General features: G+C 65.0%; 14 protein-coding genes and 2 tRNA genes. 7 read left to right on the top strand and 9 right to left on the bottom strand.

Translation table 11 applies throughout. The annotated features are described in order from the left end of the window. Positions 1 to 27 precede the first annotated feature (27 nt). Positions 28 to 921, bottom strand: coding sequence for a hypothetical protein (locus BcanWU425_RS19355; protein WP_204511353.1), 894 nt, complete (start codon positions 919 to 921; stop codon positions 28 to 30). 353 nt (positions 922 to 1,274) lie between these two features. Between BcanWU425_RS19355 and BcanWU425_RS19350 the strand changes: the two genes are divergently transcribed. The 6 genes from BcanWU425_RS19350 to BcanWU425_RS19325 all read left to right on the top strand — a co-directional run bounded on the left by BcanWU425_RS19350 (position 1,275) and on the right by BcanWU425_RS19325 (position 8,478). Next, positions 1,275 to 1,499 carry a hypothetical protein gene (locus BcanWU425_RS19350; protein WP_204511354.1) on the top strand — a complete coding sequence of 75 codons (225 nt, stop codon included), beginning with the start codon at positions 1,275 to 1,277 and terminating at the stop codon, positions 1,497 to 1,499. Positions 1,500 to 1,619: 120 nt separating this feature from the next. Next, positions 1,620 to 1,982 carry a hypothetical protein gene (locus tag BcanWU425_RS19345; protein ID WP_085353356.1) on the top strand — a complete coding sequence of 121 codons (363 nt, stop codon included), beginning with the start codon at positions 1,620 to 1,622 and terminating at the stop codon, positions 1,980 to 1,982. Positions 1,983 to 2,038: 56 nt separating this feature from the next. Further along, the gene (gene ihpA / locus BcanWU425_RS19340; RefSeq protein ID WP_085353357.1) at positions 2,039 to 3,313 is read left to right on the top strand and encodes a divalent metal ion exporter subunit IhpA; all 1,275 of its coding nucleotides are present in this window, start codon (positions 2,039 to 2,041) and stop codon (positions 3,311 to 3,313) included. Then, a complete protein-coding gene (gene ihpB, locus BcanWU425_RS19335) occupies positions 3,310 to 4,299 on the top strand; it encodes a divalent metal ion exporter adaptor subunit IhpB (protein WP_204511355.1) in 990 nt (329 codons plus the stop codon). Before ihpA ends, ihpB begins: the two co-directional genes overlap by 4 nt. After that, positions 4,292 to 7,510, top strand: a complete 3,219-nt coding sequence (locus tag BcanWU425_RS19330; RefSeq protein ID WP_204511356.1) for an efflux RND transporter permease subunit — start codon at positions 4,292 to 4,294, stop codon at positions 7,508 to 7,510. The genes ihpB and BcanWU425_RS19330 overlap by 8 nt, the downstream gene beginning before the upstream one ends. 2 nt (positions 7,511 to 7,512) lie before the next feature. Then, entirely contained in the window at positions 7,513 to 8,478 is a 966-nt protein-coding gene (locus BcanWU425_RS19325) for a cation diffusion facilitator family transporter (RefSeq protein WP_018455107.1), read from the top strand. Between the two features lie 127 nt (positions 8,479 to 8,605). On the opposite strand, the gene BcanWU425_RS19320 is transcribed toward BcanWU425_RS19325, so the two are convergent. The 8 genes from BcanWU425_RS19320 to BcanWU425_RS19285 form a co-directional block, all read right to left on the bottom strand. Next, entirely contained in the window at positions 8,606 to 9,466 is an 861-nt protein-coding gene (locus BcanWU425_RS19320; protein WP_204511357.1) for a class I SAM-dependent methyltransferase, read from the bottom strand. A gap of 128 nt (positions 9,467 to 9,594) precedes the next feature. After that, positions 9,595 to 9,671: transfer RNA gene (locus BcanWU425_RS19315), tRNA-Val, on the bottom strand. Between the two features lie 63 nt (positions 9,672 to 9,734). Beyond that, entirely contained in the window at positions 9,735 to 10,139 is a 405-nt protein-coding gene (locus BcanWU425_RS19310; RefSeq protein WP_231188443.1) for a GFA family protein, read from the bottom strand. An 87-nt stretch (positions 10,140 to 10,226) separates the two neighbouring features. Next, positions 10,227 to 12,650, bottom strand: a complete 2,424-nt coding sequence (lon, locus tag BcanWU425_RS19305; RefSeq protein ID WP_018455109.1) for an endopeptidase La — start codon at positions 12,648 to 12,650, stop codon at positions 10,227 to 10,229. 322 nt (positions 12,651 to 12,972) lie between these two features. Further along, positions 12,973 to 14,244 (bottom strand): ATP-dependent Clp protease ATP-binding subunit ClpX, encoded by a 1,272-nt coding sequence (clpX, locus tag BcanWU425_RS19300; RefSeq protein ID WP_007603503.1) that lies wholly within the window; start codon positions 14,242 to 14,244, stop codon positions 12,973 to 12,975. A 441-nt stretch (positions 14,245 to 14,685) separates the two neighbouring features. After that, entirely contained in the window at positions 14,686 to 15,321 is a 636-nt protein-coding gene (locus tag BcanWU425_RS19295) for an ATP-dependent Clp protease proteolytic subunit (RefSeq protein WP_007611005.1), read from the bottom strand. A gap of 331 nt (positions 15,322 to 15,652) precedes the next feature. Continuing rightward, the gene (tig, locus tag BcanWU425_RS19290; RefSeq protein ID WP_085362115.1) at positions 15,653 to 17,014 is read right to left on the bottom strand and encodes a trigger factor; all 1,362 of its coding nucleotides are present in this window, start codon (positions 17,012 to 17,014) and stop codon (positions 15,653 to 15,655) included. 173 nt (positions 17,015 to 17,187) lie between these two features. Continuing rightward, a tRNA-Leu gene (locus tag BcanWU425_RS19285) sits at positions 17,188 to 17,272 on the bottom strand. A gap of 153 nt (positions 17,273 to 17,425) precedes the next feature. Here BcanWU425_RS19285 and BcanWU425_RS19280 point away from each other — a divergent pair. Beyond that, the gene (locus BcanWU425_RS19280; protein WP_204511358.1) at positions 17,426 to 18,730 is read left to right on the top strand and encodes a multicopper oxidase family protein; all 1,305 of its coding nucleotides are present in this window, start codon (positions 17,426 to 17,428) and stop codon (positions 18,728 to 18,730) included. Position 18,731: the final 1 nt, after the last annotated feature.

Below are 18,731 nucleotides of genomic sequence, written 5' to 3'. Positions count from 1 at the left end.
GATCGCTCCCGGCCATCGTCCTGCACGTTACGGCACCCGCATCGCACGCGGAGAGCGATGGAAGCGGTTGGAGCTCGCCATCCAGTTCGGGAGCGGCGCGCCGTCGCGATGCCGGCCACCGGCAACAGCCGCAGCCCAGGCCACCGCAGCGCCGATCAGGGTTGCTGCCGCAACGGAGAAGGCGACGATGATGGAGTTACGCCGCGCCCGATTGATGGCCGTCCTTGAATCCGCGATCAGCGTGTCGACCCGTCGCTCCGAGTCGGGTGCTGCAAGTCCCGTCAACGCGGCCACCTGCTGCACGAGGTAGGCCCGGTCATCGGTGCTGACGCCGCTGTGGCTCGACGCCGTCATCAGGATGCGTCCCGCTTCGGCACGAGGTTCCCTGAGGTCGGTGTTGGGGGGCCGCCGCGCTGCGCGAAACAGCTTATCCAGCTCGTAGCTCAACAGAGGCTCGGCGGCGGAGGTACTGCTCGCCGAACTGCGCATCGGCGAGCGGTCAATCGCAGCTGCGCCGAGCATCGCGAGCAGAGCGGCACCAAGCAGCACGGCGAGCGCCCAGGACATCAGGCCATGCAGCCCGTCCCGCCGTTCGCCCTCGTCTTCGATCGTTGTGACCGCCGGGGCTGGTCGCGTCGTCCGGCCGGCGATATAGCCGCCGAAGCCGAAGCTGATAATCGCCTGGATGATCAGATACAGCCCCGACAGCAAAGCCAGCGCCGCCGATGCATCGCGCCATGTCGGCGAGGCTGAACTGACGCCCAGGCCGACGGCGACTCCAAAGCCGACCAGGATGAACGACATTGCGCCGGCAGCCAAAGCGCCTGCGATCACCGAGCTCCACTGGATGATGCGCCTTTCATCGGCAGCGACGCCGCCGCCTTCCACGATGTCTTCCCGTATGAGAGTTTCCATGGTCATCGCCGCTCTCTCAGCGCAAGCCGAAGAACGACAAGATCGCCATGACCACCACGATCAAGCCGATGAGATAAATCAATCCGTCCATGGTCCGTCCTCCTCAATTTCTCCTCGTCGCTAATCACAATGAACAAGGAACGTTCCAAATTGGACCGAGCCAGCGGGAACGAACCCGCGCGATGCGGATTATCTGTCCAAGTCCCAAGGATGAAGTTTGTGAGCACGAAAGCCTCAGCCGGTAAGTCCCGGCTGGGGCTTTCTTTTTGTGCGCCGGTTCCTGTCCTATGTTAACGACGCCGGCTCTCGGATCATCAAGGATGCGCTCGGGGCGGGAACCTCCGGATCGGGAGAGCCGCGTGGATCGCAGAACCGCGTGCCTTCATCAGGCAGATGCATTCCGGGAAAAGGCGATCGCCGATCCCGAGCACCACGACCAGTGGATCGATGAAGCCATCAAATGGCTGGAACGGGCCATGGAAGCGGGCTGCCGCGCCGTCGTCCCGGTCGAAGGCGGCGATATGCCGAACGTTGCACGCGGAGCGGCAGCCGATGCTCGGCTGAGCTTGATCACACGCCAATGAGAAGAGCTGCCGTCTTCGCGAGCGCTGCGGCAATTGTTCCCGGAACGTAACAATGTTGCGGGTCGACACTGTTCCCAACGCCATGCTAGGCCGGGCGCAGACCGCAACCAGAGTGACGTCGTGCTCGCGAACCGCCAGCCCTCAGGATCATGCCGGCCGCGCAACTGGCGCGGGCTGCTGTCTGTGCTGATCGCGGTCGTCTACCTGCTCGCGGGAGCGCTGCATGGCCTGCACGACATCGACGTCACCACGCCCGGTGGCGGCTCGGAGATCAGCGCGGTGCTTGACGGCTCGGCGGATCACAACGACCACAAGGCCATCGGCGGGCATCATTGCCATGGCTGCTTCTCGGTGACGGTGGCGCAGCCGACGCCACCGGCCGGATCGATCGGGCTCGTGTCCGCATCGCGCCCGCAACGCGCACCCCGGCTCGCCGGCATTGTTCCCGACACCGACTCCCCGCCTCCCAAACATATGGCCTGAACGGATTGGTCGGGCGCCACGAGCGTCCATTCGGTTCATCCTCACAGGTCGGTTTCATGTTTTTCAGGGGAATGGCCGCGCGCCTGGCGTGCGCGGCAGCGTGTCTGATTGCCGGATCGGCGCTTGCGCCATCTCACGCCCAGACTCTGACGATGCGGAGCGCGCTTTCGCGCGCGCTGGCCGCGAGCCCGCGGCTGACCGCGGCGGAGCGCGATGTCGGCATCGCCACGGGCCAGCGCATCCAGGCAGGTGCGCTTCTCAATCCGGAACTGACCTACGAACAGGACAATTCGTTCGGGTCCGGCATCTATCGCGGCACACGATCGGCCGAGACCACGCTCCAGATCAGCCAGGCCTTCGAGCTGTTCGGCAAGCGCGACGCGCGGATTGCAGCTGGCGTCGCCGGCATCGAGGTCGCCGCGATCCAGCGCAAAGCCGTCAGGCTGGAGGTGCTGTCGGAGACCGCGATCGCCTTCCTCAGCGTGCTCGGCGCACAGCGGCGCATCCAGATCCTCGACGAGCAGATCACCGCCATCGACCGGCTGACGCCGCTTTTGCGCCGACGCGTCGAGGCCGGCGCCTCCTCGCCGGCCGAGACCGGCCGTGCGGAGGTGGCGTCCGCACTGGTGAAGGCCGACCGCGAGCGCTTCAAGGCGACGCTGGCCAGCGCCCGGCGCGAGCTTGCGGTCCTGATGGGCGACGCGGCACCGAAATTCGGCGAGGTCTCCGGCCGGCTCGACACCATGGGACGGCCGCCGACGTTCCAGTCGGTCGTCGCCGCGATCGATGCCAATCCGCAGCTGGTGCGCTGGACCGCGATCTATGCCCAGCGCAACGCCGAGCTGTTGCTGGCGCGGCTACGGCCCTATCCCGACGTGCGGATCGCCGCCGGCTGGCGCCATTTCAACGAGACCAATGACGACGCGGCGCGCCTCACCGTCTCGGTGCCGATCCCCGTGTTCGACCAGAACCAGGGCAATATCCTTTCGGCCCAGGAAAGCCTCGCCAAGACCAAGGCCGAGCGCGAGGCCAACCGCAACACGCTGATCGTGGTCGCCGGCCGCGCCTACGACTCGCTGCAGGGCTCGCTGCGCGAGCTCGCGGTGCTGCGCGAGAGCGCCATTCCCAAGGCCACCGAAGCCTCGGACGCCATCGCGCAAGGCTACGGCCAGGGCCGCTTCAGCCTGCTCGAAGTGCTCGATGCCCAGGCCAGCGTCACCCAGGCGCGGCTGCGCGAGCAGGAGGCGCTGCAGAATTTCCACGCGGGGGTGGCGACCATCGAAGGGCTCGTCGGCAATCCCTTTACGCTGGCGCGGGAGAGCGCACGATGAAGACGTCCTCCACCATCCTCGTCGCATTCGTTGCCGCCGCACTTGGCGTCGCACTTGGCGCTTACGGATATTCCCTGCTCGGCCCGGCCAGGGTCGAGCATGCCGAACACGCCGCGGACAAGAAGCCGGAGAAGCCGAACGACCATGTCGAGCAGGACGAGCACGGTGCCGACCGGATCCGCATCTCCGACGTCAAGCTTGCCGCCGCCGGCGTGACGCTGGCGGAAGCCGGGAGCGTCACGCTGACCGACACGCTCGCCTTCAACGGCATCCTGCGCGCCAACCAGGAAGCCGTGGTGCAGGTGACGCCGCGCTTTCCCGGCGTTGCCAAATCGATCCAGAAGCGCATCGGCGACGAGGTCGGCAAGGACGATCTGCTCGCCGCGATCGAGAGCAACCAGAGCCTCACCGTCTACGAGCTCAAGGCGCCGCTTGCCGGCACCGTCATCGAGCGGCAGATCTCGCTCGGCGAATACGCCTCCGAGCAGAAGCCGGCCTTCGTCGTCGCCGACCTCTCCACCATCTGGGTCGATCTGTCGATCTATCGCCAGGATCTGCGGCGCGTTCGTCTCAACGACGAGGTGCTGATCGATCCCGACGACGGCCGCGGCGAGATCAAGGGCACGATCGCCTACATGGCCCCGATCGGCTCGAGCGAGACCCAGACGGCGCTGGCGCGCGTGGTGCTGCCAAATCCGGACGGGCGCTTGCGTCCCGGCCTGTTTGTCACGGCACGGCTGATCCTCGCCGCCCGCAACGTCGCGGTCGCGGTGCGCAAAAGCGCGATCCAGACGCTGGAGAACAGGACTATCGTGTTCGTTCGTGAGGACGGCGACAAGATCGAGGCGCGCCCGGTGGAGCTTGGCGATTCCGACCCGCGCCATGTCGAGATCAAGGCCGGTCTATCGGCCGGCGAGCATTACGTCGCGGAAAACAGCTTCGTCGTGAAGGCGGAGATGGGCAAGGGCGAGGCCGAGCATGATTGAGCGTCTCATCGCGGTCTCGCTGCAGCAGCGTTGGCTGGTCCTGCTGCTCGCGCTCGGCGCCGTCGCTTTCGGAGCGTGGAATTTCCAACGCCTTCCGATCGACGCCGTGCCTGACATCACCAACGTCCAGGTCCAGATCAACACCCGCGCCCCCGGCTATTCGCCGCTGGAAACCGAGCAGCGCATCACCTTCCCGGTCGAGACCGCGATGGGCGGGCTGCCCAAGCTCGACTACACGCGCTCGCTGTCGCGCTACGGCCTGAGTCAGGTGACCGTCGTCTTCAAGGACGGCACCGACATCTATTTTGCCCGCCAGCTCGTCGGCGAACGGATCCAGCAGGTGAAGGACCAGCTTCCGGCCGGCGTCGAGGTCGCGATGGGACCGGTCTCGACCGGGCTCGGCGAAATCTTCATGTACACCGTCGAGGCCAAGGCGGGCGCGAAGACGCAAGGCGGCCACGACTATTCGCTGACCGACTTGCGCACCGTGCAGGACTGGATCATCAAGCCGCAGCTTCGCAACGTGCCGGGGGTGATCGAGGTCAACACCATCGGCGGCTTCGAGCGGCAATTCCATGTGCTCCCCGATCCCGGCAAGCTGATGGCCTACCGGCTCGGCTTTCGCGACGTCATGACGGCGCTCGCCGCCAACAATGCCGATGTCGGCGCCGGCTATATCGAGCGCAACGGCGAGCAATATCTGGTTCGCTCGCCGGGCCAGGTCGGCAATGTCGGCGAAATCAGGGACATCGTCATCGGCTCGCGCGGCGGCAATCCCGTCAGGATCAGGGATATCGCGACCGTCACCGAAGGCCGCGATTTGCGCACGGGAGCCGCAACGCGCGATGGCGAGGAAACCGTGCTCGGCACCGCCATGCTTTTGATCGGCGAGAACAGCCGCACCGTGGCGCGCCGTGTCGCGGCCCGGCTGGAGGATATCGCCAAATCGCTGCCCGACGGCGTCGTGACGCGGACCGTCTACGACCGCACCGATCTGATCCAAGCCACCATCCGCACCGTCGAGAGCAATCTGCTGGAAGGCGCGGCCCTGGTCGTGGCCGTGCTGTTCCTGATCCTCGGCAACATCCGCGCCGCGCTGGTGGTGGCTTGCGTCATTCCGCTGTCCATGGCCATGACGGTCACCGGCATGGTCGAGACCAAGGTCAGCGCGAACCTGATGAGCCTGGGTGCAATCGATTTCGGCATCATCGTCGACGGCGCCGTGATCATCGTCGAGAACTGCCTGCGCATGCTGGCCGAGGTCCAGCGCGAGAAAGGCGGCCTGCTCACGATCTCCGAACGGCTGCGCGCGATCCGGAGTGGGTCGAGCGAGGTGATCAAGCCGAGCCTGTTCGGAACGCTGATCATCGCAGTGGTCTACCTGCCGGTGCTGACGCTGACCGGCGTCGAGGGCAAGATGTTCACGCCGATGGCCCTGACGGTGCTGATGGCGCTGGGTGCCGCGGTGCTGTTCTCCATCACCTTCGTGCCGGCGGCGGTTGCCATCTTCGTCACCGGCAAGGTGTCCGAACACGAAAACCTGTTCATGCGGCTGGCGAAGCGCGCCTATCTCCCCGTGCTCCGGCTGGCGATCGACCATCGCCTCGGCGTCGCAATCATGGCCGCCATCATCGTGGTCGCAAGCTGCGTTGCCGCCGCGCGCATGGGCGGCGAGTTCATCCCGAGCCTGGACGAAGGCGACGTCGCGCTGGCCTCGATCCGGATTCCCGGCACCAGCCTGACCCAGTCGCTGGACCTGCAAAAGGCGCTGGAAAAGCGCGTCAAGCAGATTCCGGAGGTGAAGGAGTTCTTCACCCGCATCGGCACCGCCGAGATCGCAACCGACCCGATGTCGCCGGCACAGACCGACGGCTACATCATGCTGAAGCCGCGCGCCGAATGGCCCGACCCTGGCAGCTCCAAGGCCGAGGTGATCGAGGCCATCGCCCGTGCCGCCGACGACATCCCCGGCAGCGCCTATGAAATCTCCCAGCCGATCCAGTTCCGCGTCAACGAGTTGATCTCCGGCGTGCGAAGCGACGTCGGCGTCAAGATCTTCGGCGACGACCTCGACATCCTGCAAGGCGCGGCAAAACAGGTCGAAGCCGCGATCCGCGGCATCCGCGGCGCCAGCGACGTCAAGATCGAGCAGGTCTCGGGCCTGCCAATCCTCACCGTCCGCCTCGACCGCCAGGCGCTCGCCCGGTATGGGCTCAGCATCAGCGAGGTGCAGGGCATCGTCGAGATCGCGGTCGGCGGCAAGTCGGCCGGCAAGCTGTTCGAGGGCGACCGCCGCTTCGACATCGTCGTGCGCCTGCCGGAACATCTGCGCGGCAATCTCGAAGCCATCAGGGCAATCCCGATCCCGCTGCCGCCGGGTGAGGATGCGACAATCGGTGCGCCGATCCGGACGGCACTGCCCGGCTCCCCCCTCGCCCAGATGCGCTATGTGCCGCTGTCGTCGGTTGCCACCGTCGATGCGACGCCCGGCCCCAACCAGATCAGCCGCGAGAACGGCAAGCGGCGCATCGTGGTCACCGCCAATGTCCGCGCGCGCGATCTCGGCTCCTTCGTCACCGAGGCGGAGGCGGCCGTCGCGGAGAAGGTCAAGCTGCCGCCGGGCTACTGGATCGGCTGGGGCGGACAGTTCGAGCAGCTGGTCTCCGCCACCAAGCGGCTGACGCTCGTGGTGCCGTTGGCGTTGCTGCTGGTCTTCCTGCTGCTGTTCATGGGCATGGGATCGGCGGCTGATGCGGCCCTCGTGTTCTCCGGCGTGCCGCTGGCACTGACCGGCGGCGTCATGGCGCTGCTGCTGCGCGGTATTCCGCTGTCGATCAGCGTCGGCGTCGGCTTCATCGCACTGTCGGGCGTCGCCGTCCTCAACGGGCTCGTCATCATCGCCTTCATCGAGCGGCTGCGCAGCGAGGGCCACCCCGTTGCCGACGCGGTGCGCGAGGGCGCGCTGACACGCCTGCGTCCGGTGCTGATGACGGCCCTCGTCGCGTCCCTCGGCTTCGTGCCGATGGCCCTTGCCACCGGGGCCGGTGCCGAGGTGCAGCGGCCGCTTGCGACCGTGGTGATCGGCGGTATCATCTCCTCGACCGTGCTGACGCTGCTGGTGCTGCCGGCGCTCTACGTGCTGTTCCGCCGTGACGGGGCTGCCGAAACGCCTACAATAGCGCCTGATTTGGCAGCGTCCGGGGAGCGGTAGAGGTGGGCAGCCACGACCATCACGGCCATCACGGCCATCATCACGATGATCATAGCCACGATCACGATCATGGTGGCCACGCCCATGCCCATGCGCCCGCCAGTTTCGGCAAGGCATTCGCGATCGGCATCTCGCTCAACACCGCGCTGGTCTTGGCGGAGGCCGTCTACGGCTATATCGGCAACTCCACGGCTCTGCTTGCGGACGCCGGCCATAATCTTTCCGACGTGCTCGGCTTGGTCGTGGCCTGGTGCGCGTCGATCGCGGCGCGGCGCGCGCCCAGCGGCCGCTTCACCTATGGCCTGCGCGCCTCCACCATCCTGGCGGCGCTGGCGAACGCGGTGTTCCTGCTGGTCGCAACCGGCGCGATCGGCTGGGAAGCGATTTTGCGCCTGCGGGAGCCGGAGCCGGTCGCCGGCATCACCGTGATGGTGGTCGCCGGCATCGGCATCCTCATCAACGGTTTTACCGCCATGTTGTTCGCGCGCGGTCGCAAGGACGACATCAACATCGAAGGCGCCTATCTGCACATGGCGGCCGACGCCGCGGTCTCGCTCGGCGTCGTCATCTCGGCGGCGCTGATCATCTGGACCGGCTGGCTCTGGCTCGATCCCGTCACCAGCCTCGTCATCTGCGCCACCATCCTCTGGAGCACCACCAGCCTGCTCCGTGGCTCCATCGACATGTCGATGGCGGCGGCGCCCAGGGGCACCGACATTGCCGCGATCAAGATCCTTCTGCTGGAGCGGCCCGGCGTCACTGCGATCCACGATCTCCACGTCTGGCCGATCTCGACCACCGAGACGGCGCTGACCTGCCACCTCGTCATGCCCACCGGCGCCGGCGATGCCTTCCTGATGGAGACGGCGCAGATGCTGAAGCGCTCCCACCGCATCGGCCACACCACGCTTCAGATCGAGACGCATCCGGACAATGGCTGCGCGCTGGCGCCGGATGACGTGGTGTGAGGTAGTTGCGTTGCTGCGTCCCCATCGTCATTGCGAGGAGCGAAGCGACGAAGCAATCCAGACTGCCTCCGCGGAGAACGGTCTGGATTGCTTCGCTGCGCTCGCAATGATGAGGACAGAGCGACGCCTACGCCGCCTTCGCCGTCACGATCCAGATCGCGCCCTGGAGCGCCACGCTCTGACCCTTCAGGAACGGCGCGAGCGTCTCGCGGATCGAGGCTTTTGCCGCGGCATAGGTCTCCGGCGGATGCCCTTGCAGCGCGCGGCTCGCCGGGCCGATCTGGAGCGAGCCTTCGACCGCGGCATCGAGCCCGCCGCCAATCGCGACGTCCATCGCGAGATTGTGCGGCTCCATCGCGACGTCGACGAAGCCCGCGCCTTTCAGGATGCGCGTCACGCGCTCTTCGGAGGCGAAGGCGAACGGGCCCGGCTCCTCCGGCCCGACCGGCGGCATCTTGGGAACGTGCTTGTAGACCGCCATAAGCGGCGCCATCATCCACGGATTTTCCTTCGGCTCGCGCCAGCAGGCAAACGCCAACCGTCCCGTCGGCTTCAGCGCGCGGCGGAGATTGGTGAAAGACGCGATGGGATCGGCGAAGAACATCACGCCGAACCGCGAGGCCAGCAGGTCAAAGCTCGCCGGCTCGAACGGATGCACCGTCGCATCGGCCAGCACGAAATCGAGCGGCAGGCCTTTTGGCGCAAACGCGCGCGCCTGCGACAGCATCGGCTCGGAGACGTCGAGCCCGAGCGCAAAGCCATCAGGCGCGACAGCCTTCGCGAACGCGAACGTCGTCGCACCGGAGCCACAGCCGATGTCGAGGACGCGCTCGCCCGGCTTCGGCCTGGCGCGGGCGATCAGCACGTCGGCAAGGGGTCCCAGCAGGCTCTCCTGCGCCGCATGGCGATCGGCCCAGCGCTGCCCGCTGGGGCCATTCCAGTAGGCGATCTGATCGGCGTTCTGCTCGTGTCCGCTTGGTTGTTGCATCAGGGCCTCTGTGGCTCGGTATCGCCCGCCTGCGCCTATCGGCTTCGGCGCGGCAGCCTTCGTTCGCTTCGCGCCAATAACGTGTGAGGCTGGCTCGCCGAGCCGAAGCTCGCGAAGCGAGCAAAGGCTGGTGGGCGGTGAGAGATTCGAACTCCCGACCCTCTCGGTGTAAACGAGATGCTCTAACCAGCTGAGCTAACCGCCCCTCGCCGCTTCTTTATCCCTACCGGCCCCGAACGGGCAAGCGCGGAACGCCAATTCCAGGGCCTCAATCCTGTGGCCGGCCCGGCAGCAGCGGCACCGCGTCGATCCACACCGCCGCCGACTGGCACCAGATCTGCCTGACGGGCCGCAATTTGTCGCGCTGGCGGATGCTGCCCCAGCGGATGCCCCAATCGTCCTCCTGGTCGCCGTCGCCGTTCGTGAACAGCGGGGAACCGCAGTCGGCGCAAAAGTGCTGGAAGCGCATCCGGCCGTTGTCGCCGCGCTTGCCGTAGATCCTGGGCGTGCCGGCAGTCAGGCGGACTTCGGCGCCCGAACAGACGGCCGTCACCCGGAAGGGCGAGCCGGTCAGTGTCTGGCAATCGGTGCAGTGGCAGACCGACACCGTCTCCGGGTCGATCTCGGCTTCAAAGGTAATCTCGCCGCAATGGCATTGCCCGTCGATGTGCATTGTCGTCATCCGCTGCCCAAAACAAAATGCCCCACAAAAAAACGGCGCCCGAAGGCGCCGTTTTATCATCTTTTTCGAGCTGCGATCTCAGTGAGCGGTCAGGCCGCCGGCGGCTTCGTCGCCGTCCGGCTTCACCGTCACCTTGGTGTCCTCTTCCCAGACGATCGGCACTGGCTTCTTGACCAGCGCCTTGGCGACGACGTCGTCGAGGCGCGAGACCGGGATGATCTCCATGCCGCCCTTGATCGCATCGGAAATCTCCGTGAGATCCTTGGCGTTGTCCTCAGGAATCAGCACCGTCTTGATGCCGCCGCGGGCAGCAGCCAGCAGCTTCTCCTTCAGGCCGCCGATCGGCAGCACGCGGCCGCGCAGCGTGATTTCGCCGGTCATCGCGACATCGTGGCGGACCGGGATGCCGGTCATGACCGAGATGATCGCGGTGGCCATCGCCACGCCCGCCGACGGACCGTCCTTCGGCGTCGCGCCTTCCGGCACGTGCACGTGGATGTCGCGCCGGTCGAACAGCGGCGGCTCGATGCCGTAGACGATCGCGCGCGAGCGGACATAGGACGCCGCCGCCGAGATCGATTCCTTCATCACGTCACGCAGATTGCCCGTGACCGTCATCTTGCCCTTGCCGGGCATCATGACGCCTTCGATCGTCAGCAACTCGCCGCCGACATCGGTCCAGGCAAGGCCGGTGACGATGCCGACCTGCGGCTCGCTCTCGATCTCACCGTAGCGGTACTTCGGCACGCCCAGAAGCTCTTCGAGAGTCTTCTCGGTGATCTTGACCGACTTCTTCTTGGAGATCATCAGCTCCTTCACCGCCTTGCGGGCGAGTGTGGAGAGCTCACGCTCCAAATTGCGCACGCCCGCTTCGCGGGTGTAGCGGCGGATCAGAAGCAGCAGCGCGTCGTCGTCGATCGAGAACTCCTTGGAGTCCAGGCCGTGCTTGGACACCGCGGTCGGGATCAAGTGCTTGCGCGCGATCTCGACCTTCTCGTTCTCGGTGTAGCCCGCGATCCGGATGATCTCCATGCGGTCCATCAGTGGTCCCGGAATATTGAGCGTATTCGCGGTCGTGATGAACATCACGTTGGACAGATCGTAGTCGACCTCGAGATAGTGGTCGTTGAAGGTCGCGTTCTGCTCGGGGTCGAGGACCTCGAGCAGCGCCGAGGACGGATCGCCGCGGAAATCGGCGCCCATCTTGTCGATCTCGTCCAGCAGGAACAGCGGATTGGACGACTTCGCCTTCCGCATCGACTGGATGATCTTGCCGGGCATCGAGCCGATATAGGTGCGGCGGTGCCCGCGGATCTCGGCCTCGTCGCGCACGCCACCGAGCGAGACGCGCACGAATTCGCGCCCCGTCGCCTTCGCGATCGACTTGCCGAGCGAGGTCTTGCCGACGCCGGGAGGGCCGACGAGGCACAGGATCGGGCCCGTCAGCTTGTTGGCGCGCGACTGTACGGCGAGATACTCGACGATGCGGTCCTTGACCTTCTCCAGCCCGTAGTGATCCGCATCCAGAACCGCCTGCGCGGCTTCCAGATCCTTCTTCACCTTGGACTTCTTGTTCCACGGAATCGACAGCAGCCAATCCAGATAGTTGCGCACGACGGTCGCTTCCGCGGACATCGGCGACATCTGGCGCAGCTTCTTCAATTCATGCTGCGCCTTCTCGCGCGCTTCCTTGGAGAGCTTGGTCTTGGAGATCTTCTCTTCGAGATCGGCGAGCTCGTCGCGACCGTCGTCGTCGCCGAGCTCCTTCTGGATCGCCTTCATCTGCTCGTTGAGATAGTACTCGCGCTGGGTCTTCTCCATCTGGCGCTTGACGCGCGAGCGGATGCGCTTCTCGACCTGGAGCACCGAGATCTCGCTCTCCATCAGGCCCAGCACCTTCTCCAGGCGCTGCGTGACCGACAGCGTCTCCAGGATGCCCTGGCGATCCGCGATCTTGACGGCGAGATGCGAGGCGACGGTGTCGGCGAGCTTGGCAAAATCGGTGATCGCCTGCACGACGCCGACGACCTCGGCCGAGATCTTCTTGTTGAGCTTCACGTAGCTCTCGAAGTCGGACACGACGGAGCGCGCCATGGCCTCCGCCTCGACCGACTTCGCATCGGTATCGGCGAGCGCAATCGCGGTCGCTTCGTAATAGTCGGCGCGATCGGTGTACTTCTGCACGCGCGCCCGCTCGAGCCCTTCGACCAGCACCTTCACAGTGCCGTCGGGAAGCTTCAAGAGCTGGAGCACGCTGGCAAGCGTACCGGTCTCGTAAATGGAATCGGGTGCCGGATCATCGTCGGACGCGTTCTTCTGGGTCGCGAGCATGATCAGCGCGTCGTTCTTCATCACCTCTTCGAGCGCGCGGATCGACTTCTCGCGGCCGACGAAGAGCGGAACGATCATGTGCGGGAAGACGACGATGTCGCGCAGGGGCAGCACGGGATAGGCGTGCGTTTCGCCATGGACGATGGTTGGCCTGGGTTTTGGATTGGTCATGGCCTTTTCCTTTTGCTTTGCCCCCTTGCACGCAGCCCGCCATGCTCATGCGCAACCGCCACAAGGTGCCGAGGTGACCCGCAATACCGATCGGTCCTTTTGAGGTTGGACCGGCTTGCCGAATCGGAACTGAGGCGAATCTTGAAGAGAATTTTTACTCGCCGCCGACATTAGGTGGCTATCGACCCGGGGGGTGTCAAGTCATTGAAAGACGCGCGCCATCAGGCGCTTACGCACGCAAATAAGCGACGCAACACCGGCTGCGGAGATACTTTCCGCAGCCCCTGCTTGAGGAGACGATTGGAGCGTTCCAGCGCCGAAATCAGGCGCTGGCGTTCTCGACGGCGCGATCGGACCGATCGGCGTAGATGTAGAGCGGACGCGCCGTTCCTTCCACGACTTCGCGGGAAATCACGACTTCTTCCACACCTTCGAGGCCCGGCAGGTCGAACATGGTCTCGAGCAGGATCGCCTCGAGGATTGAACGCAGCCCCCGCGCACCGGTCTTGCGCTCGATCGCCCTGCGGGCAACCGCGCCAAGCGCCTCGTCGGCGAAGGTCAGCTCGATGTTCTCCATCTCGAACAGCCGCTGGTACTGCTTCACCAGCGCGTTCTTCGGCTCGACCAGGATCTTCTTGAGCGAAGCCTCGTCCAGATCCTCCAGCGTCGCCACGACGGGCAGACGGCCGACGAATTCCGGGATCAGGCCGTACTTCAGGAGATCCTCAGGCTCGACATGACGGAAGATTTCGCCGGTGCGGCGGTCTTCCGGTGCGAGCACCTGAGCGGCGAAACCGATCGAGGTCGAACGTCCGCGTGCCGAGATGATCTTTTCGAGGCCCGAGAACGCACCACCGCAGATGAACAGGATATTGGTGGTGTCCACCTGCAGGAACTCCTGCTGCGGATGCTTGCGGCCGCCCTGCGGCGGGACCGAAGCCACCGTGCCTTCCATGATCTTGAGCAGCGCCTGCTGCACGCCCTCACCCGACACGTCGCGCGTGATCGAAGGATTGTCGGACTTGCGGCTGATCTTGTCGATTTCGTCGATGTAGACGATGCCGCGCTGGGCACGCTCGACATTGTAGTCGGCGGCCTGGAGCAGCTTCAGGATGATGTTCTCGACGTCCTCGCCGACATAGCCGGCTTCGGTCAGCGTCGTCGCATCCGCCATCGTGAACGGCACGTCCAGGATGCGGGCGAGCGTCTGCGCGAGCAGGGTCTTGCCCGAGCCGGTCGGACCGATCAGCAGGATGTTCGACTTCGCAAGCTCGACGTCGTTGTGCTTGGTCTGGTGGTTGAGGCGCTTGTAGTGATTGTGCACCGCGACCGAGAGGACCTTCTTCGCATGGTTCTGGCCGATCACGTAATCGTCCAGCACCTTGCAGATTTCCTTCGGCGTCGGAATCCCGTCGCGCGACTTCACCAGCGAGGATTTGTTCTCCTCGCGAATGATGTCCATGCAGAGCTCAACGCACTCGTCGCAAATGAAGACCGTGGGACCCGCGATCAGTTTGCGCACTTCGTGCTGGCTCTTGCCGCAGAACGAGCAATACAGCGTGTTCTTGGAGTCGCTCGTGCCGACCTTACTCATTCATGTCTCCGTCCGCGGTTCGATCCCGTCCGCTCGATCGCCCTATTCCGGCACGACAGCCGGTACAGTCCTTCAAATAGAGCAAATTCCGTACCAAAAAAGACCCTACGCGTTACATGCCGTGCGAATCGCGGTCATTCGATTCCCCGCGATCATAGCCGATCAGTCATAGCGAACCATGCTGGCACCCGACTATCAAGAATTCGCTAATCGGGGGTCGCCGGCTACCCGTGACAATACCGTGATTTCCGGTCTTGGCACGGGCGAAGTGATCGAAATCACCCCGGCGTTGCTGGATTGCCACGAAAAACAAGCACGAAAGCGGAACTTTCTGCCTGTCGCAGGGCGCAAAAGTGCGTTTTGCGACGCGCGCACGTGTCCTTAACGTGAACGCTCCCTGATGGTGCCCGCGGTCCCAGAGGGATTGCCGGCACAGTAGTGCTACGGGGTCTTCGGCGACGCGGTTTCCTCGGCGCGCTTGTCGATCACCCTGTCGACCAGGCCGAACTCCTTGGCGTCGCTCGCGGTCAGGAACTTGTCGCGTTCCAGCGCGTCCTCGATCGCCTTGTAGGTCTGGCCGGTGTGCTTCACGTAGATCTCGTTGAGCCGCTTCTTCAGGTTCAGGATTTCCTGGGCGTGCAGCATGATGTCGGTGGCCTGGCCCTGGAAGCCGCCGGAGGGCTGATGCACCATGATGCGCGCGTTCGGCAGCGAGAAGCGCATGTCCTTCTCGCCGGCGCAGAGCAGCAGCGAGCCCATCGAGGCGGCCTGGCCGGTGCACAGCGTCGAGACCGGCGGACGAATGAACTGCATGGTGTCGTAGATCGCGAGGCCCGACGTCACCACGCCGCCCGGCGAGTTGATGTACATCGAGATTTCCTTCTTCGGATTTTCCGCCTCAAGGAACAACAGCTGCGCGACGATCAGCGTCGACATGCCGTCCTCGACCGGCCCGGTCAGGAAGATGATGCGCTCTTTCAGAAGGCGCGAGAAAATGTCGTAGGCGCGCTCGCCACGGTTGGTCTGCTCGACCACCATGGGCACGAGGTTCATGTAGGTTTCAACCGGATCGCGCATGAGTCACCTAGGGTTTTGAAGAGGCGGACATCGCCAGGCCCGGCTGCCAGTCGGGGCTGGATCTGCCGGAAGGCCGATGGACGTCCCGTGATGCAGGAACTTGGCAGAAGAACTTGGTAGAGGCACTTGGCAGAAGCAGAGGGCGTAGCGACAGATATAGCCCAATTCGCGCCTGACAAGTGCGGAGCGAATTAAGGCTTAATCCGTGAGGCAGTTGAAGCTGATTCGTACAAAGAGGCCCAGCCGGCCACCTGGCTAGCTCGACCTCTTCGCTGATCATCCTTAATGCAAGGCTATCCTGGAGGCTCTCCTAAAGGCTCTTCTGGAGCCCTCAGGCCGCGGTCTTTTCCGCCTCGTCGTCCTTGTAGAGATCGTCGCGCGAGACCTTCTTCTCGGTCACCTTGGCAAGCTCGAGGATGAAGTCGACGACCTTGTCCTCATAGATCGGTGCACGAAGCTGGGCCAACGCTTGGGCGTTGCTGCGGTAATAGTCCCAGACCTCCTTCTCGCGGCCCGGCATCGAGCGCGCCCGCTCGATCACGGCGCGGCCGACCTCGTCATCGGTCACGGAGATCTTGTTCTTCTCGCCGATCTCCGAGAGCACGAGGCCGAGCCGCACGCGACGATCGGCGATCTTGCGGTACTCTTCCTTGGCGGCGTCTTCAGTGGTGTCTTCGTCGGCGAAGGTCTTGCCGGCGGAGTCCATCTCGGCCTTCACCGAGTTCCACATCAGATTGAACTCCTCGTCGACCAGCGAGGGCGGAGCCTCGAAGCGATGGGCCTCGTCGAGGCGGTCGAGCAGCGCGCGCTTGACGCGCTGGCGGGTCGCGGTCGCGAACTCGGCCACCAGCCGCTCGCGCGCCGCTTCCTTCAGCTTGTCCAGCGATTCCAGGCCGAGCGTCTTCGCGAACTCGTCGTCGATCGCGAGATCCTGCGGCGCCTCGATCAGCGTCGCGGTGGTCTCGAACTCGGCCGGCTGGCCGGCAAGCTTGTCGTTCATGTAGTTCTTGGGGAACGCCACCTTCAGCGTGCGGGTCTCGTTGGCGGCGATGCCGATGAGCTGCTCTTCGAAGCCGGGGATGAAGGTGTTGGATCCGATCACCACCTGGATGCCCTCGCCGGCGCCGCCTTCGAAGGCTTCGCCGTTGATGGTGCCCTTAAAGGCGACGGTGACGCGATCACCCGATTCGGCCTTGGCGCCCTCGCCCTTCGCGGCATAGCCACGGTTCGAATCGGCGATGCGCTTGATCGCCTCGTCGACGTCGGCGTCGGTGACTTCGGCCACGGGCTTTTCGACCTCGAAGGTCTTGAAGTCGGCGAGCGCAATCGACGGCACCACCTCGATCGCAACCGTGTAGGTCAGATCGGTTTTGCCGTTGAGCAGCTCCTCGACCTCGGCCTGCTCGGTCGGCATGGTGATCTTCGGTTCGGTCGCCAGGCGGAAGCCGCGCTCGGAGAACAGCTGAGTGTTGGTGTCGCGGATGGTCTGGTCGATGGTCTCGGCCATCACCGAGCGGCCATAGACCTTCTTGAGGTGCGTGACCGGCACCTTGCCGGGACGGAAGCCGTTGATGCGAACCTTGTCCTTGAGGTCGACGAGCTTGGCACCGGCCTTGGCGTCGAGATCAGACGCGGGAACGCTGATCTTAAACTCGCGCTTCAAACCTTCCGAGAGGGTTTCTGTGACCTGCATGGTGTCCAATCTTCTTCTCGTTCGGTCCCGGCGCGCATGCGTCGGGACGCTGTCATTAATCGATCCGGCGCGAGGCGAACGCCTCAACGCCGGTGGTTCATCGGACCGACTTCCGGCGGACAAACATCCGCGCGGGAGCAGATCGCGTAATCCGTGCAAACGCTGAAAGCGCTTGGTGCGGGCGGAGGGACTCGAACCCCCACAACTTTCGTCACTGGAACCTAAATCCAGCGCGTCTACCAGTTCCGCCACGCCCGCGTAAATTTGCATCAAGACCGGCCGCGATGCCGCGGGCGGCGGGCTTATAGCATGTGCCCGCCTGTTCGCAGCAAAAAAATGGCCCGATAGAGGCAGGCTTCACCTAGGCACGACGGCTGGACTTATCCAGCACGGCGTGGTCCGGATCGGCCCATGAAAACGCGGATCTTCGACCTGACGAGGCGCGAGGTTTTGGCCGGATTTGGCGCCTCTGCGGCCGGGCTGACGGCGGGCGGCGCAGTCCCGGCCGTGACCGCCCAACTCGCGCTTCAGGCAAGGCCGGCAACGCTGGCTCTGAGGTCGGGGCAGCCGGCTACAGCCATCTGGGAGCTGGCCGCCGTCAGCCATCTCGGGGATGTCCGCCTCAAACGTGGCGACCGCTGCGAGGTGGTCTTCCGCAACGACCTGCCTGTGCCGCTTGCACCAGTTTGGTACGGCCTCAATGGCCCGGCCGCGGCCGACCCGCTTCGGGGTCGCGCACCGACGGCCCCGGACGCGACGGAAACATCAATCATTTCAGTGCCAACCGCGGGAACCCTGTTGGCCGACTTCCGGCTGTTCGAGGACGGCCTGAAGCAGCCCGCGCGCCCCCTTCCGATCATCGCCACCGAGACCAACACGGTCGCCGCCGATCGCGACGTGGTCCTCTTGATCGAGGAGTGGCGGCTGCGGCCGGATGGGACCGCACTTGCCCCGGGCCGGGAGCCGAAGGACACATCCCCGCTCTATACAATCAACGGAACGACTTCATTCGAACTCTCAGCTTCAGCAAATGAGCGGCTGCGGCTGCGCTTTATCAACGGCTCGCAACGTTCTGTTCTGGCGATCAAATTGGAAAGTCACGAGGTCCACGTGGTGGCCTTGGACGGACAGCCGGCTGAGCCGTTCCCGGCTCGCAACGGCGCGCTGGTGCTGGCTCCCGGCGCACGCGCCGACGCCTTCGTGGATGCGGCCACATCGGCCCCATTCCTGCTGCATGACGGCAAGGAGGCGCGCCAGGTCGGCCGCCTGATGGTCTCCGGCAAGCTTGAGCGGCGTGCGCCGCCGTTGCCGCTCTTGCCACTCCCTCCGAATGACCTGCCCGACCGGCTCGATCTGAGGGGCGCCCTGCGATTCGATGTCGCTCTCGGGGCAGCCGACGCCGGGTGGGTACGGGCCGCAAATTTCTCGACGTCCTCCGCCCCCGCCTTTCGCACCAAGGCCGGCCGCACCGTCGTGTTGGCCCTCAAGAACCCCGCCTCCGTCGCAACCGTCTTCCATCTCCACGGCCACCATTTCCGCCTGCTCGACAAGCTCGACGACGGCTGGAAGCCCTATTGGCTCGACACGCTCGCGATCGAACCCGGCCAGACCCAGCGCATCGCATTCGCTGCGGCCTCTCCCGGGCGGTGGCTGATCGAATCCGTCGTCACCGACTGGGCCGCGCCGCGGCTGGTGCGCTGGTACGGGGTGGAGTGAG

Source organism: Bradyrhizobium sp. WU425, from assembly GCF_021052305.1.
GTDB lineage: Bacteria > Pseudomonadota > Alphaproteobacteria > Rhizobiales > Xanthobacteraceae > Bradyrhizobium > Bradyrhizobium canariense_D.
This window is presented reverse-complemented; position numbering and strand designations above follow the sequence as displayed.